22 protein-coding genes are annotated in these 24895 nt (G+C 61.6%); 17 read left to right on the top strand and 5 right to left on the bottom strand.

Features of this window, described 5'->3' with window-relative positions; genetic code table 11:
- The first annotated feature begins 47 nt into the window (after window positions 1-47).
- From nusA to RI518_RS00940, 5 genes are all read left to right on the top strand, one after another.
- The gene (nusA, locus tag RI518_RS00960; RefSeq protein ID WP_310671532.1) at window positions 48-1058 is read left to right on the top strand and encodes a transcription termination factor NusA; all 1011 of its coding nucleotides are present in this window, start codon (window positions 48-50) and stop codon (window positions 1056-1058) included.
- Between the two features lie 35 nt (window positions 1059-1093).
- Complete coding sequence (locus RI518_RS00955) at window positions 1094-1366, top strand: YlxR family protein (protein ID WP_310671533.1); 273 nt, start codon at window positions 1094-1096, stop codon at window positions 1364-1366.
- A gap of 84 nt (window positions 1367-1450) precedes the next feature.
- A complete protein-coding gene (gene infB / locus RI518_RS00950) occupies window positions 1451-4084 on the top strand; it encodes a translation initiation factor IF-2 (protein WP_310689145.1) in 2634 nt (877 codons plus the stop codon).
- On the top strand, window positions 4077-4514 hold the full coding sequence (gene rbfA, locus RI518_RS00945) for a 30S ribosome-binding factor RbfA (RefSeq protein ID WP_310689144.1): 438 nt from the start codon (window positions 4077-4079) through the stop codon (window positions 4512-4514). Before infB ends, rbfA begins: the two co-directional genes overlap by 8 nt.
- A gap of 72 nt (window positions 4515-4586) precedes the next feature.
- Window positions 4587-5375: a nucleoside phosphorylase gene (locus RI518_RS00940; protein ID WP_310671536.1), complete on the top strand. Its 789-nt coding sequence runs from the start codon at window positions 4587-4589 to the stop codon at window positions 5373-5375.
- Here the strand turns inward: RI518_RS00940 and RI518_RS00935 are convergent.
- Window positions 5338-6240 carry an A/G-specific adenine glycosylase gene (locus RI518_RS00935; protein WP_310671537.1) on the bottom strand — a complete coding sequence of 301 codons (903 nt, stop codon included), beginning with the start codon at window positions 6238-6240 and terminating at the stop codon, window positions 5338-5340. The genes RI518_RS00940 and RI518_RS00935 overlap by 38 nt on opposite strands.
- 73 nt (window positions 6241-6313) lie before the next feature.
- Between RI518_RS00935 and RI518_RS00930 the strand changes: the two genes are divergently transcribed.
- The gene (locus RI518_RS00930; protein ID WP_310671539.1) at window positions 6314-7813 is read left to right on the top strand and encodes an SDR family oxidoreductase; all 1500 of its coding nucleotides are present in this window, start codon (window positions 6314-6316) and stop codon (window positions 7811-7813) included.
- Between the two features lie 108 nt (window positions 7814-7921).
- Window positions 7922-10066: a DEAD/DEAH box helicase gene (locus RI518_RS00925; RefSeq protein WP_310671540.1), complete on the top strand. Its 2145-nt coding sequence runs from the start codon at window positions 7922-7924 to the stop codon at window positions 10064-10066.
- Here the strand turns inward: RI518_RS00925 and RI518_RS00920 are convergent.
- Window positions 10037-10744, bottom strand: coding sequence for a Pr6Pr family membrane protein (locus RI518_RS00920; protein ID WP_310671542.1), 708 nt, complete (start codon window positions 10742-10744; stop codon window positions 10037-10039). The genes RI518_RS00925 and RI518_RS00920 overlap by 30 nt on opposite strands.
- Before the next feature lie 83 nt (window positions 10745-10827).
- Between RI518_RS00920 and RI518_RS00915 the strand changes: the two genes are divergently transcribed.
- Window positions 10828-11298 (top strand): NUDIX domain-containing protein, encoded by a 471-nt coding sequence (locus RI518_RS00915; protein ID WP_310671543.1) that lies wholly within the window; start codon window positions 10828-10830, stop codon window positions 11296-11298.
- On the opposite strand, the gene RI518_RS00910 is transcribed toward RI518_RS00915, so the two are convergent.
- The gene (locus tag RI518_RS00910; protein ID WP_310689143.1) at window positions 11295-12194 is read right to left on the bottom strand and encodes an HNH endonuclease family protein; all 900 of its coding nucleotides are present in this window, start codon (window positions 12192-12194) and stop codon (window positions 11295-11297) included. The two genes, RI518_RS00915 and RI518_RS00910, sit on opposite strands and share 4 nt — an antisense overlap.
- 106 nt (window positions 12195-12300) lie before the next feature.
- Between RI518_RS00910 and RI518_RS00905 the strand changes: the two genes are divergently transcribed.
- Complete coding sequence (locus tag RI518_RS00905) at window positions 12301-12525, top strand: hypothetical protein (RefSeq protein ID WP_310671546.1); 225 nt, start codon at window positions 12301-12303, stop codon at window positions 12523-12525.
- A gap of 57 nt (window positions 12526-12582) precedes the next feature.
- On the opposite strand, the gene RI518_RS00900 is transcribed toward RI518_RS00905, so the two are convergent.
- Window positions 12583-12837 carry a glutaredoxin domain-containing protein gene (locus tag RI518_RS00900; protein WP_310671547.1) on the bottom strand — a complete coding sequence of 85 codons (255 nt, stop codon included), beginning with the start codon at window positions 12835-12837 and terminating at the stop codon, window positions 12583-12585.
- Between the two features lie 295 nt (window positions 12838-13132).
- On the opposite strand from RI518_RS00900, the gene RI518_RS00895 reads away from it, so the two are divergent.
- Both RI518_RS00895 and RI518_RS00890 read left to right on the top strand, forming a co-directional pair.
- On the top strand, window positions 13133-14563 hold the full coding sequence (locus RI518_RS00895) for an aspartate ammonia-lyase (protein WP_310671589.1): 1431 nt from the start codon (window positions 13133-13135) through the stop codon (window positions 14561-14563).
- A 10-nt stretch (window positions 14564-14573) separates the two neighbouring features.
- Entirely contained in the window at window positions 14574-15695 is a 1122-nt protein-coding gene (locus tag RI518_RS00890) for a PrsW family intramembrane metalloprotease (RefSeq protein ID WP_310689142.1), read from the top strand.
- A 300-nt stretch (window positions 15696-15995) separates the two neighbouring features.
- On the opposite strand, the gene RI518_RS00885 is transcribed toward RI518_RS00890, so the two are convergent.
- On the bottom strand, window positions 15996-16403 hold the full coding sequence (locus RI518_RS00885; RefSeq protein WP_310671550.1) for a pyridoxamine 5'-phosphate oxidase family protein: 408 nt from the start codon (window positions 16401-16403) through the stop codon (window positions 15996-15998).
- A gap of 222 nt (window positions 16404-16625) precedes the next feature.
- On the opposite strand from RI518_RS00885, the gene rpsO reads away from it, so the two are divergent.
- From rpsO to ligA, 6 genes are all read left to right on the top strand, one after another.
- Complete coding sequence (gene rpsO, locus RI518_RS00880) at window positions 16626-16895, top strand: 30S ribosomal protein S15 (RefSeq protein WP_310671552.1); 270 nt, start codon at window positions 16626-16628, stop codon at window positions 16893-16895.
- A 248-nt stretch (window positions 16896-17143) separates the two neighbouring features.
- Window positions 17144-19390: a polyribonucleotide nucleotidyltransferase gene (locus RI518_RS00875; protein WP_310671554.1), complete on the top strand. Its 2247-nt coding sequence runs from the start codon at window positions 17144-17146 to the stop codon at window positions 19388-19390.
- Between the two features lie 300 nt (window positions 19391-19690).
- On the top strand, window positions 19691-20419 hold the full coding sequence (locus tag RI518_RS00870) for a bacteriorhodopsin (RefSeq protein WP_310689141.1): 729 nt from the start codon (window positions 19691-19693) through the stop codon (window positions 20417-20419).
- A gap of 111 nt (window positions 20420-20530) precedes the next feature.
- A complete protein-coding gene (locus RI518_RS00865; RefSeq protein WP_310671557.1) occupies window positions 20531-21883 on the top strand; it encodes a pitrilysin family protein in 1353 nt (450 codons plus the stop codon).
- A gap of 58 nt (window positions 21884-21941) precedes the next feature.
- A complete protein-coding gene (locus RI518_RS00860; protein ID WP_310671558.1) occupies window positions 21942-22544 on the top strand; it encodes a histidine phosphatase family protein in 603 nt (200 codons plus the stop codon).
- An 84-nt stretch (window positions 22545-22628) separates the two neighbouring features.
- Window positions 22629-24839: an NAD-dependent DNA ligase LigA gene (ligA, locus tag RI518_RS00855; RefSeq protein WP_397428152.1), complete on the top strand. Its 2211-nt coding sequence runs from the start codon at window positions 22629-22631 to the stop codon at window positions 24837-24839.
- Window positions 24840-24895 lie beyond the last annotated feature (56 nt).

Raw genomic sequence — 24895 nt, 5'->3', positions numbered from 1 at the left:
AGCTGATCTCCCCGCCCATAACAACAACCAAATAGGAGGTGTGTGCCGTGGACATCGACCTCAGCGTGTTGAAACTGATGGAATCCGAGCGGGACATCCCTTTCGATGAGCTTGTCATCATCATCGAACAGGCCATTCTCACCGCATACGAAAAGCACACCGGATTGGCCGACCACCGCGGCCAGAGGGTCGATCCAGACGCCCCGCGAGCGCGCGTCGAGCTCGACCGCAAGACCGGTCACGTGACGGTGTTTGTTCCCGAACTCGACGACGAGGGCGCCGTCGTGGGCGAGGGCGTCGACAGTCCAGAGGGCTTCGGTCGGATCGCCGCACAAGCCGCCAAACAGGTCATCAATCAACGCATTCGCGATATCGGTGACGATCGTATTTTGGGCGAATATCGCGGTAAGGACGGCGATATTGTCTCCGGCATCATCCAACAGGGACCAAACCCGCGGATGATTCACATCGACCTGGGCGACGTCGAAGCCCTGTTACCGCCTGAAGAGCAAGTTCCGGGCGAAACCTATGAACACGGGACCAGGCTTCGCACCTTTGTCACCAAAGTGGACAAAGGACTCAAAGGCCCCTCCATCACGGTCAGTCGGACCCACCCCGGCCTCGTGAAGCGGCTATTTGAAATGGAGGTGCCCGAAATCAGCGAAGGTTCGGTGGAAATTACCTCCGTGGCCCGCGAAGCGGGGCATCGCACCAAAATTGCCGTGCGCGCTCTCACCCCCGGGGTCAACGCGAAAGGCTCGTGCATTGGGGAATTGGGTCAGCGGGTGCGCGCCGTTCAAGCCGAGCTGGGGGAAGAAAAGATTGACATTGTCGACTTTTCGGAAGACCTCGCGACCTTTGTCGCCAGCTCGCTCTCCCCGGCCAAAGTCAGCAGCACGTTCGTGATCAATGCCGATATGAAGCAGGTGCGCGCGCTCGTTCCCGATTACCAGCTGTCGTTGGCGATTGGCAAAGAGGGGCAAAACGCTCGCTTAGCGGCAAAACTCACCGGGGCGAAAATTGACATTCAGCCCGATTCAGTGATGGAAGGCGAGTAGGGCGGGAAGGCCCCACTCGTCGGAGGAGTAGTATGGTGCCAGTCAGGCGCTGTCTGGGCTGTCGACAAAGCGAATCGAAAGACTTGCTCCTTCGGGTCGTTGCGGAAAACAACCAGGCAGTTCTCGATGAGTCGGGACGGCGTCCGGGCCGCGGGGCTTATGTGCACCGCAGCGCGGAATGTGTCGGCGCATCGCTGAGAACGAAGGCGTGGCCGAGGGCTCTCAAAGAACCCCGGCTCGACTTGGAACAATTGACCCTCCTCGTCGCACACGAGGATGACACGGAGAAGAACAGGCTGAACGGCTAATGGACCTTTCATGAGTGGCTCGAAATGAGTCCCGTTCGGACATAGTGGTGCGCCCTGCCTGGGTGGCACCCAGACAGGAGAGTTGTGGCGGCAAAACCACGCGTTCACGAAATCGCGGCTGAACTAGGAATCGACAGCAAGCGAACGCTCGAAAAGCTGAAGGACATTGGCGAGTTCGTCAAGGGTCCCTCGTCGACGGTAGAACCTCCCGTCGCGCGCAAGCTCAAAGCAGCCTTCGCCGAAGAAGGCGTTGTTCCGGTCCCGAAAGACGAGCAGAAGAAACCTGCTCCCAAAAAGGCGGCGCCGAAGCCCGCTGCGCCTGTTGCTCCAGAAGCCACAGACACTCCCGAATCTGACTCCGAGCCTTCAGAGGCCCCAGCCAGCTCACCAACCCCCAGTTCCACAGACGGCGGAGGCGAGAGCACCGCGTCGGCTCCCACTCCCGGTATTCCGCGTCCGGGAAATAATCCTTTTGCTTCCAGCCAGGGAATGGGTCGACCAGGTATTCCCAGACCCGGCAACAACCCGTACGCGTCCAGTCAGGGAATGGGCCGGCCCACACCGGCCAACGCCCGTGCCGGTGCCGAACGCACCGAAGCAGCAAATCGTGAAGCTCCCAGTCGCGGTGGCGCAACCGGGAACAAACCCCCATTCCAGCAACGCCCCGGTGGCCCCGGTCGTCCGGGTGGTGGTGGTCCGCCCGCGGGTGGTCCCGCCCGTCCCGGTGGTGGCGGTGGTGGCGGTCCTCGCGGCCGCGGTCGCGGACCCGGAGGTGGCACCGCAGGCGCGTTTGGTCGCGGCGGGTCCAAGAGTAAATCGCGAAAGTCGAAGCGGACAAAGCGCCAAGAATTTGAGATGCGCGAAGCACCCTCTTTGGGTGGTGCCAGTGTTCCCAGGGGTAACGGAGAGACCCCAGTGCGCCTGCGTCAGGGGGCGTCCATTAGTGACTTTGCGGAAAAGCTCGAGTCGATCACGGGGATGAACATCCCTCCCGGCAACCTGGTGACCGTACTGTTCCAGTTGGGGGAGATGGCGACGGCCACCGAGTCGCTGGACGCTTCCACCTTCCAAGTCTTGGGTAGCGAACTCGGTTACAAAATTGAAATCGTCTCCCTCGAAGACGAAGACAAAGAACTCCTGGAGAGCTTCGACATCGCCTTTGAGGTCGAAGAAGACGAGGAAGACCTCCAGATTCGCCCACCGGTGGTGACCGTCATGGGTCACGTCGATCACGGTAAAACGAAGCTGCTGGACGCGATTCGTAAAGCGGATGTGACCGCGGGTGAGGCCGGCGGTATTACCCAGCACATTGGCGCCTACCAGGTGTGGGCCGAGCACGAAGATCATGAACGCGCGATTACCTTTATCGACACCCCCGGTCACGAAGCCTTCACCGCAATGCGCGCGCGAGGAGCCGACGTCACCGACATCGCGATTCTCGTTGTGGCCGCAGATGACGGCATCATGCCCCAGACGATCGAGGCGCTGAACCACGCGCAGGCCGCCGGTGTGCCGATCGTGGTGGCGATTAACAAGATTGACACTGAGGGGGCAAACCCCGACAAGGTGCTTCAGCAGCTCACCGAATACGGCCTGGTCGCTGAAGAATACGGCGGGGAGACCATGTTCCGTCGCGTGTCGGCCTTGAAGGGTGAGGGCATCACTGAACTCTTGGATGCCGTCTTGCTGACTGCTGACGCCGGACTGGATCTGCGGGCCAACCCCCAGCGCCAGGCTCGTGGCGTGGCCATCGAGGCCAAACTCGACAAGGGGCGCGGTTCCGTTGCGACCGTATTAATCCAGTCGGGAACCTTGCGCGTGGGTGATGCCATCGTCACCGGCACGGCTTACGGGCGAGTCCGAGCGATGGTCGATGAGCACGGCGAACACATCGAAGAGGCCGTGCCGTCACGACCCGTGCAGGTGCAGGGTCTCTCGAGTGTTCCGCGGGCGGGGGATTCGTTTATCGTCACCGACGATGACCGCACCGCGCGCCAGATTGCCGAGAAGCGTGAGGCAGCGGAGCGCAACGCCCAGCTGGCTAAAGCCCGCAAGCGCATCAGCCTCGAGGACTTCACGAAGGCTCTGGAGGACGGCAAGATCGAATCGCTCAACCTCATCATCAAGGGTGATGTCTCGGGTGCTGTGGAAGCACTGGAAGAGTCGCTGTTGAAGATCGAAGTGGACGAGACAGTGCAGCTGCGCATCATCCACCGCGGAGTCGGAGCCATCACCGAGTCGGATGTGAACCTGGCGACCATCGACAACGCCATCATTCTCGGATTCAACGTGCGCCCGGATACGAAAGCCCGGGAGCGTGCGTCCCGCGAGGGTGTCGACATTCGTTTCTACTCCGTGATCTACAACGCGCTGGAAGAAATCGAAGGCTCGCTCAAGGGCATGCTCAAACCCGAATTCGAGGAGGTGCGCTCCGGAGTGGCCGAGGTGCGCGAAATCTTCCGCTCGTCCAAGGCCGGCACCATCGCCGGTTGTATTGTCCGGTCGGGAACGATTACCAGAAACGCCAAGGCGCGCATCATTCGCGAGGGTGTGGTCATCGCCGATGGCTTAGCCATCGAATCGTTGCGCCGATTCAAGGATGACGTCACCGAAGTGAAAACCGACTATGAGTGCGGTATCGGTTTGGGCAAAATCAAAGACATCGAGGTGGGCGACGAGGTCGAAACCATCGAGATGAAAGAGAAGGTCCGTGAGTAATTCACCCCGGGTGAGGAAAATGGCGGACCAAATCCACCGAGTCCTCGCCGAAAGGCTCCAAAAGGGACTTCGCGACCCCGATATGGGGTACGTGACGATTACCGACGTGAAAGTCACGGGGGATCTGCAGCACGCCACCGTGTTTTACACGGTGTTGGGTACGGATGAAGAGCGCGAAGCCAGTGGAAAAGCGCTGGCTCGCGCGACGGGAATGTTGCGCACCGAAGTGGGCCGGCACATGAGGGTTCGCCTGGTGCCGACCCTCGAGTTTGTGTTAGACGCTCTGCCGGGAACCGTGGAAGACATCGACAGGCTCCTCGGCGAAGCAAAACAGCGCGATGAGCAGCTGCGTGATTCTGCTGCCGGCGCCCAACCGGCTGGCGATAGTGACCCCTACCGGGTCACCGAATCTGACGAGTCGGCGCACTGAGAATCAGCACTGGGAATCGGCGCACTGGTAATCGGCACTGGGAATCAGCACTGAGAAGGGGGAGTGGCGTCAATGTCCATGGAACGCGATGATGCACGCGAGTACCACATTGAGGTGAGCAGGGGAGACGTCGGCCGTTACGTGTTCCTTCCGGGCGACCCTGGTCGATGCGAAATGATTGCCCAGTATTTCGATTCCCCCGCTTTTGTCTCCCGCCACCGCGAATACGAAACGTGGACCGGGTATTTGGAGGGTGAAAAGGTTTCTGTGACCTCGACCGGTATTGGTTGCCCCTCAGCGGTGATCGCGATGGAAGAGCTGGTCAATGTGGGTGCCGACACGTTTATGCGGGTGGGCACTTCCGGTTCGATGCAGCCCCACATTGCCCCCGGAGATTTAGGGGTGATCACCGCGGCGATTCGAGACGAGGGGACCACCAGCCATTACCTGCCCATTGAATTTCCCGCAGTAGCACATTTTCCGATCACGCAGGCTCTCTGGCAGGCAGCAGATGACAGCGGCCTCACCGTGCACTTGGGGGTCAGCCAGTCGAAGGACTCCTTCTACGGTCAGCACTCGCCAGAGCGTATGCCCGTTGCCAAGCGCCTCGAAGAGCGCTGGGACGCCTGGATGGCCGGTGGAGCAATTTGTTCCGAAATGGAAGCGGCCGGTTTGTATATCACCGCCCAAGTCTTGGGTGTTCGCGCCACCGGCATCATGATGATCATGGGCCACCCCGACCAGTCGCCGATGACCCCAGACGAGTGGGAAGCCTCCAAAGTGGAACACGCCCTGCCGGTCGCCATTGAGGGGATGCGCGAGATTATTCGCCGCGACCAGGCGGCAGCCAGGAAAGGCTAAAGCTCTCGGGGCCATCCACCCGCTCGTGGCGCTCAATTAACCCGTCTCGTACGAGCGACTCCACCGCCCTCTGACGCTGGGCTGCCTGTGGCCACAGGTCCTCGAGAGTCTCCCGCTCGAGCGGGTGGGGGTTTTGTCGAAGCCAGGAGAGGATGATTCCTCGGACCTGCCGGTCGCTTCCCTCGTAGCGCGCCTGCACCCGAGGCTTGACGGAGGGGTCTTCGGGGTAACCCTCAGCCCTCCACCGACAGGAGTCCTGGAGGGGGCAGGTCTCACAGCGCGGACTTCGGGCTGTACACAGCAGCGCACCGAGCTCCATCAACCCCCGCTGGATCTGGCAGTAGTGCTCGGCATTTTCTGTGCGACTGACTTCGTCGACGCGCTCTAAACCAAATCCCACACTCCAGTGTCCTGCGGCCTGATCGCCGTCCTCGACCCTGGCCACCACCCTTTTGACGTTGGTATCGACAACCGGAACCGGAATGCCGAAGGCAAAGCACGCGATGGCTCTCGAGGTGTAGGTACCGATACCGGGCAGAGTTTCCAGGGTCTCCACATCGCGGGGGAGTTCACCGCCAAATTCTTCGGTCACCATCTGTGCGCTGCGGTGCAGATTTTTTGCTCGCCGGGGGTAGCCCAGGCGGTTCCACTGCGAGAGGACCTCGCCGAGGGAGGCGGCGGCGAGCAATTGGGCAGTGGGCCAGCGTTCACACCAGGCCTGCCAGGCGGGGATTACGCGGGCGACGGGGGTTTGTTGCAGCATCACCTCGCTGACGAGAATCTGCCAGGCCGACACGCCCTCAGCTCGCCAGGGCAGGTCGCGCTGATGGGTCGAGTACCACTGTCGAACTAACGCTTGGTCCACGCCCCGATGCTAGTCACTCCCTGCCGCAAAGACTCTCGGCTGGTGTGCACGTTGGGGGCATACGCTCGGGGCTGTGAAGGCTTTAGTGACCGGTGCATCCGGATACGTCGGCGGGAGACTCGTCCCCAGGCTCTTAGAGCAGGGCTATGACGTCAGTGTCATTGTGCGAGACGCCCACCGTTTAGACGATGTGCCCTGGCGCTCTAAGGTCACCGTGTTTGTCGGGGACCTACGAGATGAACAGGCGGTGGCAGCGGCCCTCGCCGGCCAAGACATTGTCTACTACCTCGTCCACTCGATGAGCCACGCGGATGATTTCGCCAGCCTCGAACGCCAGATTGCCACCACCGTCGCCCAGGAAGCGGCGCGCCAAGGGGTCTCTCGAATCGTCTACCTCGGCGGACTACACCCGGCAGGCCCGCTCTCCACCCACCTGGCATCGAGGAAAGAAGTGGGCGACATTCTGCTTGCTTCCGGGGTGCCCACCATCGCGCTTCGAGCCGGAGTCATTATTGGCTCGGGGTCGGCCAGTTTTGAAATGATTCGACACCTCACTGAAGTGTTGCCCTACATGCCCGCCCCCAAATGGGTGCGCAACTTTATTCAACCCATCGCTATTCGCGATGTGCTGCACTATCTGATCAACGCAGCGACCGTCGATGCGACCGTCAACCGCGGCTTCGATATTGGGGGTCCAGACGTGTTTCGCTATGGCCAGCTGATGAATGGCTACGCCCTGGAAGCCGGGCTTAGTCAGCGCCCCATCGCCGCACTTCCCGTCCTCACTCCGTGGCTCGCCTCCCAGTGGGTAAACCTGGTGACCCCCATTCCGCGTGCGCTCGCGGTGCCCATCATCGAATCGCTGCTGCACGACGCGGTGATGAAAAACCACGACATCGACGAGGTCATTGCCCCACCGGCTGAGGGCCTGATTGGCTACCGCAAAGCGGTGCGACTGGCGCTTGGCAAAATGCGCGCGGGTGAAGTGGAAACGTCGTGGCGTGACGCACAGGTTGCCGGCGCACCACAAGATCCCCTGCCAAGCGACCCCGAATGGTCTGGCCACACCGTCTACACCGACGTTCGCACGGTCACCTCTGAGGCGGGGCCCGGCGAGTTATTTCGCGCGGTGGAGTCAATCGGTGGTGAAAACGGTTGGTATTCACTGCCCGGAGCGTGGGCGCTACGCGGTTGGATCGACAAACTGGTGGGCGGGGTGGGGCTTCGCCGAGGCCGCCGCGACGCCGACCATCTCGTGACCGGAGATGCCCTCGACTTTTGGCGGGTTGAGCGGGTAGAAGCCGGTCGCCTCGTGCGATTACGCGCAGAAATGAAACTGCCCGGTTTGGCCTGGTTGGAGTTTCAAGTCGACCCCGGCGAGGCCGGGGGCAGCGTTCTCACCCAACGCGCCACGTTTTTCCCCCACGGCCTGGGCGGCCGCCTGTACTGGTTAGCGGTGATGCCCTTTCACGGGATCGTCTTTGAGGGCATGGCGAGGGGGCTCGCGCGCAAAGCGGAGGCCTATCAGGATGCGCCCCAAGTGGCGGTATCCGCCGTGGGCGCGCTAGAGTAGAGGAGAGCTCATCACCGGCGGTTGCGCCGGGTCTGGTGGGCGTGAGGACACCCGGAGAGATCGCTTCTCGGTTCGTTGGTGGTGTCACCGCGTAGTACAAGGAGATCAATGGCCCAGACAGGTGCCGCCAAAACGGCGTCGCGCAGCGCGTCGAAATCGAAAGCGCGGAGGCGACCCTTAGACGATGAGGGAATCATCCCGGTTCTCGCCCGGGCTGTGCGCGAAGTGGAATCACAGGCGGCGAGGGGCAAAGTCAATGCCCAAAACCGCACCAAGTTCCAAGTCGCCGCCCTCTTGGTACGCGAAGAGCGCAACCGGGTCAAAGACGACGTCGACGTGTCGAGTCAAGAACGCGCCGAAGTGCTCAAACGCCTGGACGGTCTGGCCGCCATCATGGCCAAAACCGCCGCCAAAGACACCAGCCTGATTGCCCTGTTGGCCCCCGAGGCCAAAGTATCCGAAGCCGCGAAACGACTGCGCCGCGATTTCCTCCTCGCCAGTGGTGCCGAGCTCGCCCCCGAGGAGCTCATCATTGTGGATCGGACGGAAACGCCCGGTCCTGAAGCGGCCAAACAGGTCGTGCCCCAGTCGGTTCGCCAAGCGCAGCTGGCGAATCCTTTCATGGCACCGGACTTTGCCGCCTACGGCCAGTCGTCCGGACGCGCCGAAGGGCGACTTCTCAACTGGGAACTCATTGAACCCCTCTTTCGGGCTTTCGAGCAGGGCTCAGGTGGTGGTGCTGCGAGCATGGACCTACCCCAACCCGCCGGCCTGTCCACCCCGGGCGGCATCGAGTTAATGCCCCACCAGTCGAGCTTTGTGGAATCGGCGAAAGCCGGCCACCGCACCTTCTTGCTCGCCGACGAGCCAGGGTTGGGTAAAACCGCGCAGGCGTTGATGGCCGCTGAAGTGGCTGAAGCGTTTCCGCTACTGGTTGTCGTGCCGAACGTGGTGAAAACTAACTGGGCGAGGGAGGTCGAGAAGTGGATTCCCGGCCGCCGCGCCACCGTCGTTCACGGCGATGGCGGCGAGCTCGACGCGTTTAGCGAAGTGTTCATCGTGAACTACGACATCCTCGATCGACACGTCGGCTGGTTGTCGAAGTTCGACTTCCGAGGGATGGTCGTCGACGAAGCCCACTTCATCAAAAACCGTGAATCGCAGCGATCCAAAATGGTTCAGGCTGTGGCGGGCACTATTCGGGCGCGGCTCGTGCACCCGCTGCTGGTCGCCCTGACTGGAACGCCGCTGATCAACCAAATCGAAGACTTTCGAATGATCTGGGAATTTTTGGGCTGGATCGACGATAAAAAACCCCTCACCGAGTTGATGGCCAAATTAGAGCAAACCGGGCTCACCCCGGTTGATCCGGGGTTTTTCGCCGAGGCTAGACGAGCGGTGATCTCGATGGGCATCGTGCGGCGCCGAAAAGAAGACGTCGCCGGAGATATTCCGGCTCGGCGTGTGGCCGACATTCCGGTTGAGCTGGACGATGAGGCCGGCCGGTCCATCCGCGACGCCGAGCAGGCACTCGTCCAGCGGCTGCTCTCGCGCTACGACCGCGTTGTCGCCGCGCGCGGTAGCGCCACCCCCACCATCGATAGCGACCTGGTCCGGTTGGTCTGCCACTCAGAAATTGAAGAGTCAAAGCAGGACGACAGCGCGCAAAACGTGTTCGCCCTCGTGCGCACGATTGGTAAGGCGAAAGCCTTGATGGCGGCCGATTACACCACCCAGCTGGCCAGAAACGTCGGCAAGGTGGTGTTTTTCGCCAAGCACATCGATGTTCTCGACCTCGCTTTTGAGCACTTTGTGGACAAAGGGTTTAACCCCACCCAAATTCGCGGCGACCAGAGCAGTCAGGTGCGACAGGACGCGATTGACCGGTTCACCAACGACGACACGGTGGGCGTCATCGTCTGCTCGCTGACCGCCGCGGGAGTGGGAGTGAACCTCCAAGCGGCCTCCAACGTAGTCCTCGCGGAGCTCAGTTGGACCAGTGCCGAACAAACTCAAGCCATCGACCGGGTACACCGAATCGGACAAAACGTGCCGGTGACGGCGTGGCGTATTGTCGCCGCACAGACGGTCGACCAGCGCATTACCGAGCTCATCGATCAGAAATCCGGTCTCGCGTTGCGGGCACTCGATGGCGACGAAGAGGCCAGCACGGTCGAGGGCACCATGCAGGAGGCTGCGCTGGGCAACCTGCTCATTCAAGCCCTAGAGGCGAGGGGCGAGCTTCGCTCCTAGTGTCCGAGTGTGTGACACCTGGTCGCCGGAGCGCAGTCGACAGTACAGGCGGTTGAGAATGAGGCCGGCGATGAGCAGCGCGCCGATGAACAGTGCAATACCCAGCACGTGTGCTCCTACGCCAGCCCAGCCGGCGCCGCTCGAGGGGTCGAGAAATGCGTAGGGGTACCAGCCGGTGAGCTCGCCCCGAAGGAGCGTGGCCGCCAACCAGGCGAGCGGGTAGAAAAGCCCCCAGAGCATCGACCACCACGGCAGCTTCAGTCCGTGTGGACTGAGTATCCAGTCCGCGACGAGATACACCGGGATGATCACGTGGATGACCTCGTTGGGGAAGGCAATCTCGGAGACGAAACCACCGGGTTCCGGGGGGAGATCACGCAACAGCAGGTTGTAGACCGATCCGGTGACGACAGCGTAGGCGACCAGGGCGTGGCGCAGGCCGAGAAGGCCCGGGGAGTCGGTGGCTGACTGCAACTGGTAGAGACCATACGCGGTGAGTGCGAGCACGTTGGCCAGTGAGGTCTGGATGGAAAAGTAGGAAAAGTATTCCTCCGGGACAAAAGCCCCGTGGTGGATTTGGTCCGATATTTGGGTAAAAAGCGCCACGGCCAGCCCGGTCGCGGCCAGCAACGCCAGCACGCCCAGTGTGTGACGCAGGGGGCCAGGAGAGGGGTTCACGGGGACACCTTAAACTCGTGGGGTTTCCCATACGTTAACAGCTGGGCTCGCCTTGACCAAGGCGTGCCGATAGCCTATTGCGAATGTATGACGTCGTCGTGGTCTACCCCCTCCGTCAGTCCGAGGGAACCGAAGAGATTCTCTTGGGGGAAAAGAAGACGGGGCTCGGGCAGGGGCGTCTGGTCGGTCCCGGGGGAAAAGTCGAGCCGGGTGAGAGCCTGAGGCGGGCGGCCGTGCGAGAACTCTTTGAGGAGACCTCCCTCGTCGCCGAGGAAACGTCACTGATTCCGATCGCGACGCTTCGCTACCCGTTTAGCACCAGGCCCCACCTGTCTCAGCGCTCGCACGCGTTTCTGGTCCGAGAGTTTGACGGTGAGCCAGCCGACAGCGAAGAGCTCACTGCACAGTGGTGGCCAAAAACCCACATTCCTTTCGAGCGAATGTGGGCCGACGCACAGCTGTGGTTGCCCTCCGCGCTCGCCGGTGGTTTCATTCGAGCGACGGTGACCATCGGTGACGACGACGGCGTGCTCGGTGTCGAATGGGCTTCCTAAAACCCGGGGATTGACCCCGGCCGGAACATCCGGTGGCTGGCGGGTGAGAGCCCGGGAGGATCACCGCAGTCGGCCAAAATGGTGTCCATTCGCTCGAATTCGGCCGGTGTCACCCACAGGTCGTAGTGGGCTTTCACGGCCACCTGCCGTGCCACGTATTCGCACCAAAACTCCCGTTCTGGCGGCAGCCAGGTGGCGGCGTCGCCCGCACCCTTCTGAGCGTTGAGCCGTCCGGACACGGCAATCAGGTTCAACGGGTCATTCGCGAACTCGAGACGGGTGCCGTCGTCCCACACAGCGGCCCCTGTTTGCCACGCGTTGGAGAGTGCTACGACGTGGTCGACCTGAACAAGGATGGACGTGGTTTCTCCGCGTTGGAAGTCGATGCGCTCTGAGCTAAAAGGGTCGCGCAACTCTCCAGACAATACGGTGCAGCCGTCGTCGCTGACGACGTTGTCGAGGTCTCGCTGCAGAATGTCGTTTCTGGTGTCACACCCGTTGGCGTCGGTGTCGAACCAGGACGGGCCAAACTGCCCCTCACGGTCATAACCGGTCTTGGGTGCTCGGCCTTTCACGGCAATAGTGCCGAGCATCTCCCGGGCCGTGGTGCTGCCCATCGGGGTGGGGGGCTTTGTCCCCTCGGTCTCACCCCCGAGGGGTTGTTCCGCGCTGTCCGTCTCGTCGGAGGCAGTGGTCGATTCCCGCTCGGAATCGACAATCCCCTCACCGCTCACGTCGCCAGAGGGCGCATCTGCTTCGGAATTCAGCGAGCCCAGGGCACCCAGTGCACCCACGGCAACCAGGGCGACAAGGGCAACCACTGCAACCAGGGCAACTGTGGCTGCTTGGCCCCAAGGCAGGCCCCGCCTGGTCTGTTGCATCGTCTGGTGGTTCACCTTTCATCGCCCACACGCCGTGGGCATAGCGTCAGTGTAAAAGGGTGCGCTCGTAGACTCCCGGTGCCCGGGGTGTCCAGCCGGGCAGAGAGGGTGTGCCGGGGCGATGGCCAGTCGAATGGATAGTGCGGGCTTAGACGAACTCGAAGCGCGATTGGTCGAACTGGACGAGTGGACTCGCGCCGTCGACGCCGACGATTCCGATCTGGAGGAGCTTCGCCACAGAGTATTTCCCGACGGCGGCGACCCTCTCGACGACTGGAACGACTACCACCGGGTGCGAAGCGAATACGACCGTCGCGCAGCCGAGGAGTTTGACCTCGGCCAGTAGGTCGGCCGACACCCGCCCCAGGGCAGGCAGCCGGCTGTGGCTCGTGTCGCCAGCGCGCTAGATCAGATCCAGCTCGGTGAGCTTTTCCTGGAGAAGCGGACTTGAGGGTTCACTGAGGTGGCTGCCGTCGGGAAAGAGCAAAACGGGGATTTTCTGCAGTCCGCTGATTTCGATGGCGCGCGCTTTATCCGTGTCACTCGCGTCGATGTCGTGGTAGTTGAACTCCACGCCAAAGTGCTCCATCAGAGCCTGGGCCCTGCGGCAGTCGCCGCACCACTGTGCTCCGTAAAACTCGATTGTCGATTCTGACATTGTGGGTCTCCTCTGCTCTGTGCTCCCCCGAGCATAGGAGAAGCGCCTGTTCATCCACTAGATGTGTGTCATTTCCCGCGGCGGTGGTGTGAGGACCCCACGAACGGCAATAATGTCCCCGCAAGCTTCTACACTGTCCCGTAGTAGGACAAACTGTCCTCCAGTAGGACAAAGCGAGGCTGGAGCGGAGACCAACATGGTGGAGACCACGGGGCCAGGGCCCACAATCGAGCAGGATGAGGCGGGGCGCTCGGTGTTTCATCCAGGCATTGGAGCCGGTGACACCGACATCGCGATGCGCGTCGAGCGCGACTCCCTGGGGGAGATGGAAGTTCCCGCAGACGCCTACTGGGGAATTCACACCGCGAGGGCCCTCGATAACTTCCCCATTAGCCGCCGGGCGATTTCTAATTACCCGGACCTCCTGGTCGCACTGGCTCGCGTGAAACAGGCCGCGGCGAGAGCAAACCGCGATTTGGGTGACCTGGAAGCGGACAAAGCCGATGCAATCGATGCCGCCTGTCAAGAAATCGTTGAGGGCTACCTGCACGACCAGTTCGTGTTGGGGGCCATCCAGGGTGGTGCGGGGACATCGACCAACATGTGCGCGAACGAAGTCATCGCGAACCGCGCGTTGGAATTGATGGGACACCAAAAAGGCAACTACCAGTACCTCCACCCAATCGATGATGTGAATCGCTCGCAGAGCACCAACGACGTGTATCCCACGGCGATCAAATTGGCTATGGTCCGCGGTATCCACGAATTCCTGCCGGAACATCGCGCGCTGGCTGAAGCCTTTGGGGACAAAGCCACCGAATTTCGCCACGTCTTAAAGGTGGGCCGCACCCAACTTCAAGACGCCGTGCCGATGACCCTCGGTCAAGAATTTGGTGGGTTTAAGACCACCATTTCGGAAGATTTTGACCGCCTCGGCGAGGTCATTCCCTTCCTCTGTGAGGTGAACATGGGGGCGACGGCGATCGGTACCGGAATTACCGCAAATTCTCGATACGCCGAAGCGGTCAGGTCGCATTTGGCGGACATTACCGGCTTGGACATTCGCACTGCCCCCGACCTGATCGAAGCGACCAGTGACGTCGGAGTCTTCATGACGCTGAGCGGTGTGTTGAAGCGCTCGGCGGTGAAAATTTCGAAGATTTGTAACGACCTGCGCCTGCTCTCCAGCGGGCCCCAAGCGGGGCTCGGGGAAATCAACCTTCCCGCGGTCCAAGCCGGCTCGTCGATTATGCCGGGCAAGGTCAACCCCGTGATCCCCGAAGTGGTGAACCAGGTCGCCTTCACGGTGATTGGTTCGGACGCCACCGTGTGCGCCGCGGCGGAAGCCGGCCAGTTACAGCTCAACGCGTTTGAACCGGTGATGGCAGCCTCCATCCTGCAATCGTTGATGTGGATGGCGAAAGCCTGCCGAACGCTTCGCGAAAATTGTGTGGTGGGAATTACCGCCAATGAGGATCGACTGGCAACCCAGGTGGCCTCGAGTGTGGGCGTGGTCACCGCGTTGACTCCGGCCATTGGCTATCGCAAAGCGGCCGAATTGGCCCATCAAGCACTCGAGGGCCATCGCTCGATTCGAGAACTCGTCCTCGAAGAGGGGTTGATGGCAGAAAGCGAATTGGATAAGGCGTTGCATCCCGATCGGCTCAGTGGTGTGAGCGACGCGACGAGCCAGATCGTTCTGCCGGTTGTCGACCCAGACGACTAGTCTCTAGCCGATGAGTGCAGCGAGTGGATCGAGGGGTGCCCGCTCGCCGTTTGTGAGAACACTGGGCATTGGCGCCCTGGTCATTCTGGGTTTTGTGCTGGTCGGTGTCGCCACCCTGATCGCCCTGGACACTCTGGCCGGCAGCCTCGGAGGCCCACTACTGGTCATTTCTGCTCTGGTGGCGTTAGTGCCCCTGGCGATCGTCGCGTGGGGTATTCGATGGATTGACCGGTTTGAACCCGAACCGCCGGCGGCAACCTGGTTCGCCTTTCTCTTTGGCGCGGGTGTCGCCGTGGTGATCGCATTGGGTGTCGACGCCTGGGTGTGGACCACCTCGGCGTTGGCGGGAAGCCCGGAGGGTCTCTCCGCCGTGCTGGGCCCCACCGTGCAGGCGCCGCTGGTGGAAGAGTTCGGCAAAGGCCTTGCGGTGTGGGTGTTGTTTTGGGTGGGCCGTAATCGACTCGATGGCCCCATTGACGGTGTGGTGTATGCCGCCTGGTCGGCGGCGGGTTTCGCCTTCAGTGAGAACATTCTCTACTTTGGTGCGGCCATCGCCCAGGGGGGTGACGTGTTTGTCGAAACCTTCATCGTTCGCGGGTTAATGTCGCCTTTCGCCCACGTCATGTTCACCGCCCTCATTGGGTACTCCTTAGGTCGGGCGGCAGAGAAGGGGGTGCGCGGTCTGGGCCTGTGGGCATTTACCCGAGGGTTTATTCCCGCCGTGTTGCTGCACGCGTTGTGGAATGGCGCACTGTTTGTGGTCAGTTCTTTTTACGTGTATTTCTTCGTCGTCCAGGTGCCCCTGTTTGTTGGCGCGGTGTTGATGGTCGGCTGGCTGCGCAATCAGAAAGCGGCCATTTTGCGCGAGAACCTCGGCTACTACGCCCGGGCGGGAGTAATCGCCGACCAGGAGATGGGGTTTTTGACCACCGCGGCGGGGCGTGTGATTGCCCTGCGCTGGGCCAAAAAGAGGGGTCTTGGCAAACAGCTCGATCGTTTTATCGCGATCGCCGTGCGCCTCGCACTCACAAGACACCGGGAAGAACGCGGCATTCACCGGGGCGCTGATGATTGGGAGACGACTCTGGTGGGCGAGCTCGTGGACGCTCGCGATCGGCTGCATTTCGGCTAGCACCGCGTGGGTGGCCAGGGTGGCCAGGGTGGGCGCGGGCCCAGCGGACGCCCCCCCGTCATGGCCGTTTCATCGCACACCCGATACACGAACATCCGGCACAGGAACACCCGGCACAGGAACACCCGGTACACGAACACCCCGTATACGAACCTCGCCGCCCAGTGGTGGGGCGATGCCTCCGACTCTCCTGGGCGGCGAGTAACTCTAGACATAGTGTGAACCCGCACGCCCGTCGGGGTCAAGACCTCAGACGATTACAAAATGATTACAAATCGTGCCCCAGAGGAGGCAGAGCTTTTAGTTGCGGCGGAAGCGTCGACCCGTGATCTCGGTGGGGTTGATGCGCACCACTCGGGGGCGCTCGGTGGGGAAAAGCTCAGGGATGCCCAGCGCTTTTGCGTCGTCAACTTCCGACATGGTGTCGAGCTGGTGGGCGTGACCGTGCACGACGACGCTGTAGCCCTCGACGTCGTCGTAGTGGTCGATTTCTAGAGCAACGTTTTCGTTAATCGTGAGCTCGAGCAGTTTTGTTCCCGGCCCGGTGCGAAACACAAGGGACTCGTCTTCGACCACGTAGGCGATGGGGAAAATATCGAGTACACCGCCCGCGGTCGTGGCTAACCGGCCCACCTCGTGGGCGCCCAAAAGCTGCCAGCATTCGTCGGTGCTGAGTTCGGTGACGGGGCTATCCGATGAAGTATCCATGACCTATTCCTTAGTCGACAACGTGCTACGCCCCAGAGTACTCGCAGTGTGAGCAGGGACGGAAGCGAGCACCCGGGTACCCCCGGCTGAGCGTCGGTGGAGCGACAACCGCTCCTCTGCGGTGCTAAGCTCACCCCTTGTGCCGTGTAACGGCCGCGGACAGAGAGAGCTTCAGCATCGGGTTGGGGCGCCGCGCAGCGAGAGAGTAAAGGTGGGTTCATCATGAGCATCAGTCCTGAGACCAAAAAGTCCATTGTCGAGCAGTATCAGACCCACCCCGGTGACACGGGTTCACCCGAGGTCCAAATCGCTCTCATGACGCACCGCATCACCGAGCTGACCGAACACCTCAAAATGCACAAGCACGACCACCACTCGCGTCGCGGCCTGTTGCTTCTGGTCGGTCAGCGCCGTCGACTTCTGGGCTACCTCCAGCGCATCGACATTGGCCGCTACCGTGCCCTCATCGAGCGCTTGGGTCTGCGCCGCTAGGGCGCTTCCCGCTTTTTCCACTGGTCCCTGCTAGCCTGGCAGGAGCGCGCGGTTGCGCGCCGAACACAACTGCATACCTTCGCGTCTGGAACACTCCGGCATGAAGCTGGTCACCGGTGGTGGTCTACTGTCAGGTCATCCTCACAGTGCACTTCTACTGTTGGCCAGTCTCCCCGAGTCATCGAGGCGCTGACTCTGCGCGGCTTCGCCGCGCAGACGGTGTGCGATGACATAAAGGAGATACACCTATGGAAGGTGATGACATTACGTTTGCCGAGGCCGTGTTAGATAACGGTGCGTACGGTAAGCGCACGATTCGCTTCGAAACGGGGCGCCTCGCCCAGCAAGCCCAGGGGTCCGTTGCGGCCTACCTGGATGACGAAACCATGTTGCTTTCGGCAACGAGCGCGGGAAAGCACCCTCGCGAAGGCTTCGACTTTTTCCCACTGACCGTTGACGTTGAAGAGCGCCAGTACGCGGCGGGCAAAATCCCCGGATCGTTTTTCCGGCGTGAGGGTCGCCCCTCCACCGAAGCGATTTTGGTCTGCCGGCTCATCGACCGCCCGCTTCGTCCCTCGTTCGCCACGGGGCTTCGAAACGAAGTACAGGTCGTCATTACGGTGCTGTCGATGGCTCCCGGTGAGTTCTACGACGCACTGGCGATCAACGCAGCGAGTGCCTCGACCCAGATTTCGGGCTTGCCCTTCAGTGGTCCCATCGGTGCGGTGCGTATCGCACTGATCGGTTCCCAGTGGGTGGCCTTCCCGACCCACGAACAACTCGACGAGGCCGTGTTCGACATGATGGTCGCGGGACGCGTGGTGACCCAAGATGACGGCACGGATGACGTGGCCATCATGATGGTCGAAGCCGAAGCGACGGAAGCCAGTTGGAACCTCATCCAGGCGGGTGCGACGAAGCCCGACGAGGACATCGTCGCCGGCGGTCTCGAAGCGGCTAAGCCGTTTTTGCGTCAGCTGGTGGAGGCCCAAGCGGCAATGGCGAAGGACTCGGCCAAAGAGGTCCAGGACTACCCGCGTTTTGCCGATTACACCGATGAGGTCTACGCGGCCGTTCAGGATGCCTCGGCAACTGATTTGGCACGGGTTTACCAGATCGCCGACAAGCAAGAGCGCCAAGCCCAGGACGACGAGCTGAAGGCCCAGGTCAAAGCCACAATCGCCCAAAAGGTCGAGGCGGGAGAGCTTCCCGAAGAGGCCAACGCGATGGTCGGCGCTGCCTACAAGTCGGTCACCAAATCGGTGATGCGCCGTCGTGTGCTCACCGAAGGTATCCGCATGGACGGTCGTACCCCGGAGCAGATTCGTGGCCTAGACGCGGAGGTGGAAGTCATTCCTCGGGTACACGGTTCCGCACTGTTCCAACGAGGTGACACTCAGATTCTGGGTGTGACCACGCTGAACATGTTGAAGCTGGAGCAGCAGCTCGATTCGCTAAGCCCCGTGACGAGTAAGCGCTACATGCACCACTACAACTTCCCGCCCTACTCCACCGGTGAAACCGGTCGTGTCGGCACGCCTAAGCGTCGAGAAATCGGTCACGGTTTCTTGGCCGAGCGCGCACTGGTGCCGGTACTGCCCACCCGCGAAGAGTTCCCCTACGCCATCCGGCAGGTCTCCGAGGCCCTCGGGTCTAACGGGTCCACCTCGATGGGCTCAGTCTGCGCATCGACCCTGTCGATGCTGGATGCCGGTGTGCCGCTGCGCGCCCCGGTTGCCGGTATCGCGATGGGTCTGATCAGTGAAGAGGTCGACGGAAAGATGCACTACAGCGCATTGACCGACATCCTCGGAGCAGAAGACGCCCTGGGTGACATGGACTTCAAGGTCGCGGGCACGAGGGACTTCATCACGGCAATCCAGCTGGATACGAAACTCGACGGCCTTCCCGCCAGTGTCCTCTCGGGCGCCCTGGGCCAGGCCAAAGAGGCTCGTCTCACCATTCTCGATGTGATGAACCAGGCCATTAGTGAACCCGATGAGATGGCTCCGACGGCGCCGCGGGTCATCAGTGTGCAAATCCCTGAGGACAAGATTGGCGAGCTAATCGGACCCAAGGGTAAAACCATCAACTCGATCCAGGATGAGACAGGGGCTCAAATCTCTATCGAGGATGACGGCACCGTCTACATCGGAGCAACGGACCAGGCGATTGCCGATGAGGCCCGTTCACGGGTCAACGCGATTGCCAACCCGGTCACCCCGGAAATCGGTGAGCAGTACCTCGGTACTGTCGTCAAGCTGGCGACCTTCGGTGCATTCGTGTCCCTGATGCCCGGTAAAGATGGTCTGCTGCACATCTCTGAGGTGCGCAAGCTCGCGGGCGGTAAGCGGGTCGAAGACATCGAAGAAGTGCTCTCCGTGGGTCAAAAAGTCCAGGTGGAAATCACCAAGATTGACGACCGCGGCAAGTTGTCGCTGAGCCCCGTGCTCGAGCAGGGCGCTCCTTCGGGAGATGACGGCGAGGACGGCTAACACCCGCAGATGCGGGGCAAAAGGGGCGGGAATTCCCGCCCCTTTTGCCGTTTCTTACCCCCTAGACACAGGGCTTTTGTTGATTACCTACAAAAGGGACCCAGGTTATTTTCAGCTGAATTTCGGGTTTCACCTAAACAGGAGTTCACGACATAGCGGTAGCCTGTGGGGCGCTAGGTCGTGGAAGGGTTGATATTCTTCTGCACGTAGCACCGGGGACCCAATCCCCACCACCCGCCGACATCCCGTCGTGGCGGCGGGCGGACAAGTAAAAACCCAAAAACCTTTCGAGGGAGAACAATGGATCTGCTCGCTATTACGCAGGCATTCTTCATGCTCGGATTTGTGGCCATGGCCGCGGGAACGCTGTACTTCGTTCTCGAGCGCAATGACATCAAACCCGAACACCGTATGACTGCTACTTATGCAGGCATCATCACCTTCATCGCCGCGATTATGTACTGGATCATGACCGACTTCGTCGGCTTCTTTGACCAGGCCGCAACCGCCGATGTCGCCGCGACGATGCCCTACCGTTACATCGACTGGCTGCTCACCACCCCGCTTCTGCTGGTGGAGTTCGGTCTGATTGTCGCCATCGCTGGTGGCGCAACCAAGGGCTTCGTGACCCGCATCGTGATCGCTGACGTGATCATGATCGTCACCGGTTACCTCGGTGAGCTGGGTGAAGCAGGTACGGTCAACAACTGGGTCTTCTTCATCATCTCCAGCCTCGCGTGGCTCTACATCGTCTACGCGGTGTACCAGGTGAAGCTCGATGGAATGCCCGACTACGCAGCACGCGCCGTGCGCATCATGCGTCGCTTCGTGTTCTTCGGTTGGACAATCTACCCCGTCGGCGTTGCCGTTGAAGAGTTCCTCACCCTCGGTGGTGCGGACCTCGGCCTCGCTGTCGGCCTCGCCGCGATCATCTTCGTCATCGCTGACGTGTTGAACAAGGTGGGCTTCGGTATGGTTGCGGTTTCCGCAGCCAAGAAAGCCAGCGAAACAGCAGGTGCCAAGGCGTAATTGCCCAAGGTATCGAGTGGGCCGGAGCGAAAGCTCCGGCCCACTTGGCGTTTCAGGGCAGGTGATGTTTGTGCAGGCTCCACTGACCTTCTGCCAGTAGGCTCGGCGTTTGTGTCCGACGCCATTGACCTCCCCTTAGACGTTCCAGAAATTGCGAGCACTATTTCCCAGGGCGCCCATCTGCGGCGCACCGTCCACCCCTCGGGACTGCGCATCCTCACCGAGTGGGTTCCCGGTGCCGCGAGCACCTCGGTGGGTTTCTGGGTCCCCGTGGGCAGCCGCGACGAAGACGCCGTGGCGTACGGTTCCACCCACTTTCTCGAACACCTGTTGTTCAAGGGCACTCCGGGTCGCTCGGCCATGGACATTGCGGTGGCCTTTGATCGGGTGGGCGGTGAACACAACGCGCTCACCGCCAAGGAGCACACCTGCTACTACGCCAAAGTGCAAGACCGCGACGTCGACATGGCGATCGACGTGCTCGCTGACATGGTCTCATCGTCGCTGCTTGACCCGGGTGAATTCGATGTCGAGCGCAGGGTAATTCTCGAAGAGCTCGCCATGGCAGAAGACGACGCCACCGACGTCGCTCACGAGCACATTGCGCAGGCGGTGATGGGTGAACATCCACTCGGGCGGCCCATCGGTGGTTCGCCGGAAAGTATCGAAGCGGCCTCCCGCGACCAAGTGCTCGCCCACTACGCGCGCTACTACCGACCCGACCACCTCGTGGTCACTCTCGCGGGGGCTGTCGACCACGATCACGCGGTGCGCACGCTGCTCGACGCACTGGAGCGCTACGGCTGGCCGCTGGAGCGCCAGGACGCCCCGGCTCCCCGGCGCTCCACGACCGCTCTCGGACTGCCCCAGGAGTCGACCAAGAAGGTCATTCATCGCCCGCTGGAGCAATCCATTGTGGTGTTGGCCACACCGGGGCTTACCCAAACCGATGAACGCCGCTCCACCGCCGCCGTGTTGACAACCGTGCTCGGTGGCGGGATGTCCTCGAGGCTGTTTCAAGAAATTCGCGAGAAGCGCGGTCTGGCCTACAGCGTCTACGCCTACGCGAGCCACCACTCCGATGCCGGGCTGTTTGGAATGGCCGCCGGCACCAGCCCCGAACAGGTGGACACCGTCGCGAGGGTGATGCAGGAGATTTTCCAAGACGTCGTCGCCGAGGGCATTACCCGGGAGGAGCTGGAGCGCACCCTGGGAAATCTGCAGGGGGCGAGCTCCCTGGCGCTGGAAAATACGGATAGTCGAATGGTGCGCCTCGGGCGATCGGAAATACACACGGGTGAATTCGTGGACCGCGACGAAGCGCTGAGGCGATTGGGTCTGGTCACTCGAGAATCCGTGCAGGATCTCGCACAGCATTTCGCCGAGGGTCCACTCAGTGCCGTCGCGGTGGGCTCGGTGAGCGATACTGCTCTCGACAGCGTGGGGTCTGCCGTAGCAGACTAGGGTCGGTTCGATCGTTCACCTCTTGTGGGCCGACCTTCTTCCGAAAGTGAGACCAAAGGTGTCGCGTTATCTCTACCTGGTCAGACACGGTGAACAAGTCGACGCAGAATACGGCCTCCCGGAGGGTCCGCTCTCACCGCGGGGGATGCGACAGGCCGACGCAATCGCGGAGCGTCTGAGCGCGGTGCCCTTCACCCACGCCTACACGTCACCTCTGCAACGCGCCCTGGACACGGCTCAGGCAATGGCGACAAGGATGCCCTCGCTGGCGCCAGAGCCCTCCGCGCTGCTCATGGACTGCGTACCCAGTGGACCCACCCCCGATATGCCCGGAGTGTTCGAGACGTTTTACGGGGGCATAAGCGACGAGGAGATTCAAGCCGGGGAAGCGCAAATGGCCGACGCGACCGCGGAGTGGCTCTCGGTCGGCCCCAGTGACACCCACGAGCTGCTGGTCACCCACAACTTTGTCATCGCCTGGTTTGTTCGAGAAGTCTTTGGGGCCGCCCCCTGGCGATGGATGGGAATCAACCAGGCCCACTGTGGTCTCACCATCATCCGTGTGCGCACGGCGAAACCGGCGGTCCTCGTGACCCATAACGATCTCGGACACCTCCCCGCTGAGTTGCGCACCGGAATGCCCGAAGAGCAACCGTTCTGAGCCCTCCCGTCCCTCGATTCCCTCTGGTGACAGGTGCTCACCAGATAGAATGGTGGGGTGGAGGAGTCCGAAGCGCGAGTCGAAATGGACTCCCTGGCGGCCAGAATCTATGCCCTCCGCGACGCCTATTACGCCCGCGATGAGCTCCTCGCCGACGACGCCGAGTACGACCAACTGGTCGCACAGCTAGAAGCCCTCGAGGAGCAATTTCCCCAATTTGCCACCGACGATTCGCCGACCCGCATTGTGGGGGCAGGCCAGTCCACGCTTTTTGCCCCGCTGACACACGCGGAGCGGATGTACAGCCTCGATAACGTTTTTTCCGATGAGGAAATGCGCGACTGGTTGAGCAAAATCCGGGGTGAATACCCCCAGGTGCACTTTTTGTGTGAACCCAAAATTGATGGTTTGGCCCTGAACCTGCACTACGAAAACGGGCGGCTGATCACCGCGGCGACTCGAGGTGACGGTGTCACCGGGGAGGACGTCAGCGAAAACGTTCAGCACATTCCGGGGCTCCCCGAAATGCTCACCGGCACCGAACACCCAGCCGTCGTCGAAGTGCGCGGCGAGGTGTTCTTTCCCGTCCAGGTATTTCACGACATGAACGCCACCCTCGCGGAGGCCGGTGAGCGGGTCTTTGCCAACCCCCGAAATGCCGCCTCTGGTTCGCTGCGCCAAAAACTCGACGCCCGCGCCCAAGCCAAACAGGACGCGGGCCGCTGGCGCATTTCTCAGCTGAAGATGACCGTGCACGGTATTGGGGCGTGGCCCGAACCCCCACTGTCCACCCAAAGTGAACTCTATGAATTGCTGGGCCACTGGGGCTTGCCGGTGTCCTCGCTGGCGGAGGTGCACACAGACACCGAAGGGGTCATCGACTACATCCACCGGATGAATGAACGTCGGGAGGGTCTGGACCACGAAATCGACGGGGTTGTCGTCAAAGTGGACTCCTGGGCGACGCAGCGTGAATTGGGTGCCACCTCGAGGGCGCCGCGCTGGGCGGTTGCCTATAAGTATCCTCCGGAGCAGGTGAGTACCATCCTGCGCGACATTGTCGTCAGCGTGGGGCGAACCGGGCGGGCGACCCCCTACGCCGTGTTAGACCCTGTCACCGTGGCAGGAAGCGAAGTGGAACGCGCGACCCTGCACAACCAGGACGTCGTGAAGGCCAAAGGGGTGCTGATTGGTGACCACGTGGTCATTCGCAAAGCGGGCGATGTCATCCCCGAAGTGTTGGGCCCGGTGGTCGAGCGCCGAGACGGCTCGGAGCGTCCCTTTGAGATGCCCACCCACTGCCCGGAGTGTGGCACCAGGCTTGCCCCTCAGAAAGAGGGCGATATTGACCTGCGCTGCCCCAATCAGCGCAGCTGCCCCGCGCAGGTGCGCGGACGGATCGAACACATCGGCTCGCGCGGTGGCCTCGATATTGAAGGCTTGGGTGAAGTCAGCGCCTTCGCGCTGACCCAGCCCCTACGCCCCTCGCCGGCACCGCTGAGCTCGGAGGCGGGACTTTTCGGACTACGGGTGGAAGACATTTTCCCCATCGATTACCAACCGCGAGACGCGGATACCGGACAACCCCGAGTGGACGACACGACCGGTGAACCCATCGTCTTGAGCCCGTTTCGACGAAAACGCGGCAAAGACGACCCGCACCACCAGGACGGTGGCGACTTTGCGGGAACAGAATCTGAGGTGCCGTCCCGGGCGGCCATCGAGCTCATTGATCAGCTGGAAAAAGCTCGAACAAAACCGCTCTGGAGGCTTCTGGTGAGCCTCAACATTCGACACGTGGGGCCCGTGGCTGCGCGGGCGCTAGCCGGGCATTTTGGATCCCTCGAGGCGATCGAAGCGGCGGATAGTCAACAACTGGCCGCTATCGACGGAGTCGGTCCGACCATCGCCCAGTCCATCGTGGACTGGCTTGAGGTGGACTGGCACCGAGAGATTGTCGCGTCCTGGCGAGCATCGGGGGTGAACTTTGTGGACCCGGACTGGTCGCCAGAGGCTGGCCACGCCGAGTCGGGCCCGTTGGCCGGCGCGAAAGTGGTTGTCACGGGCAGTGTGGACGGGTTCACTCGTGACGGGGCGGCGGAGGCTGTTCGGGCAGCCGGCGGGCTGCCCGTCTCCGGTGTGAGCAAAAACACCACCGTGGTCGTGGTGGGCCCCGGTGCCGGCTCAAAACACGATAAAGCCCTCGAGCTCGGTATTCCCGTGGTGGATCAGAAGGACTTTTCCACACTGATTACCGAAGGTCTCGCTGCTGTCAGTGTCCTCAACGCCGACTGAGGCGAGGGTCGTTGCCCCCTAAACTATGGGGGTCAGCGGCTCCAATGAGTAGAGGG

This window comes from Pontimonas sp. (genome assembly GCF_031581085.1).
GTDB lineage: Bacteria > Actinomycetota > Actinomycetes > Actinomycetales > Microbacteriaceae > Pontimonas.
This window is presented reverse-complemented; position numbering and strand designations above follow the sequence as displayed.

Bases quoted from the DNA above. Each gene is read 5' to 3' on its own strand.
- RI518_RS00940 (WP_310671536.1), top strand. From the start codon at position 4,587: ATGTCCATGGAACGCGATGATGCACGCGAGTACCACATTGAGGTGAGC.
- ligA (WP_397428152.1), top strand. From the start codon at position 22,629: ATGGACTCCCTGGCGGCCAGAATCTATGCCCTCCGCGACGCCTATTAC.
- RI518_RS00900 (WP_310671547.1), bottom strand. From the start codon at position 12,837: ATGTCAGAATCGACAATCGAGTTTTACGGAGCACAGTGGTGCGGCGAC.
- RI518_RS00915 (WP_310671543.1), top strand. From the start codon at position 10,828: ATGTATGACGTCGTCGTGGTCTACCCCCTCCGTCAGTCCGAGGGAACC.
- RI518_RS00875 (WP_310671554.1), top strand. From the start codon at position 17,144: ATGGAAGGTGATGACATTACGTTTGCCGAGGCCGTGTTAGATAACGGT.
- rpsO (WP_310671552.1), top strand. From the start codon at position 16,626: ATGAGCATCAGTCCTGAGACCAAAAAGTCCATTGTCGAGCAGTATCAG.
- RI518_RS00895 (WP_310671589.1), top strand. From the start codon at position 13,133: ATGCGCGTCGAGCGCGACTCCCTGGGGGAGATGGAAGTTCCCGCAGAC.
- RI518_RS00870 (WP_310689141.1), top strand. From the start codon at position 19,691: ATGGATCTGCTCGCTATTACGCAGGCATTCTTCATGCTCGGATTTGTG.
- RI518_RS00890 (WP_310689142.1), top strand. From the start codon at position 14,574: ATGAGTGCAGCGAGTGGATCGAGGGGTGCCCGCTCGCCGTTTGTGAGA.
- RI518_RS00925 (WP_310671540.1), top strand. From the start codon at position 7,922: ATGGCCCAGACAGGTGCCGCCAAAACGGCGTCGCGCAGCGCGTCGAAA.
- RI518_RS00905 (WP_310671546.1), top strand. From the start codon at position 12,301: ATGGCCAGTCGAATGGATAGTGCGGGCTTAGACGAACTCGAAGCGCGA.
- RI518_RS00885 (WP_310671550.1), bottom strand. From the start codon at position 16,403: ATGGATACTTCATCGGATAGCCCCGTCACCGAACTCAGCACCGACGAA.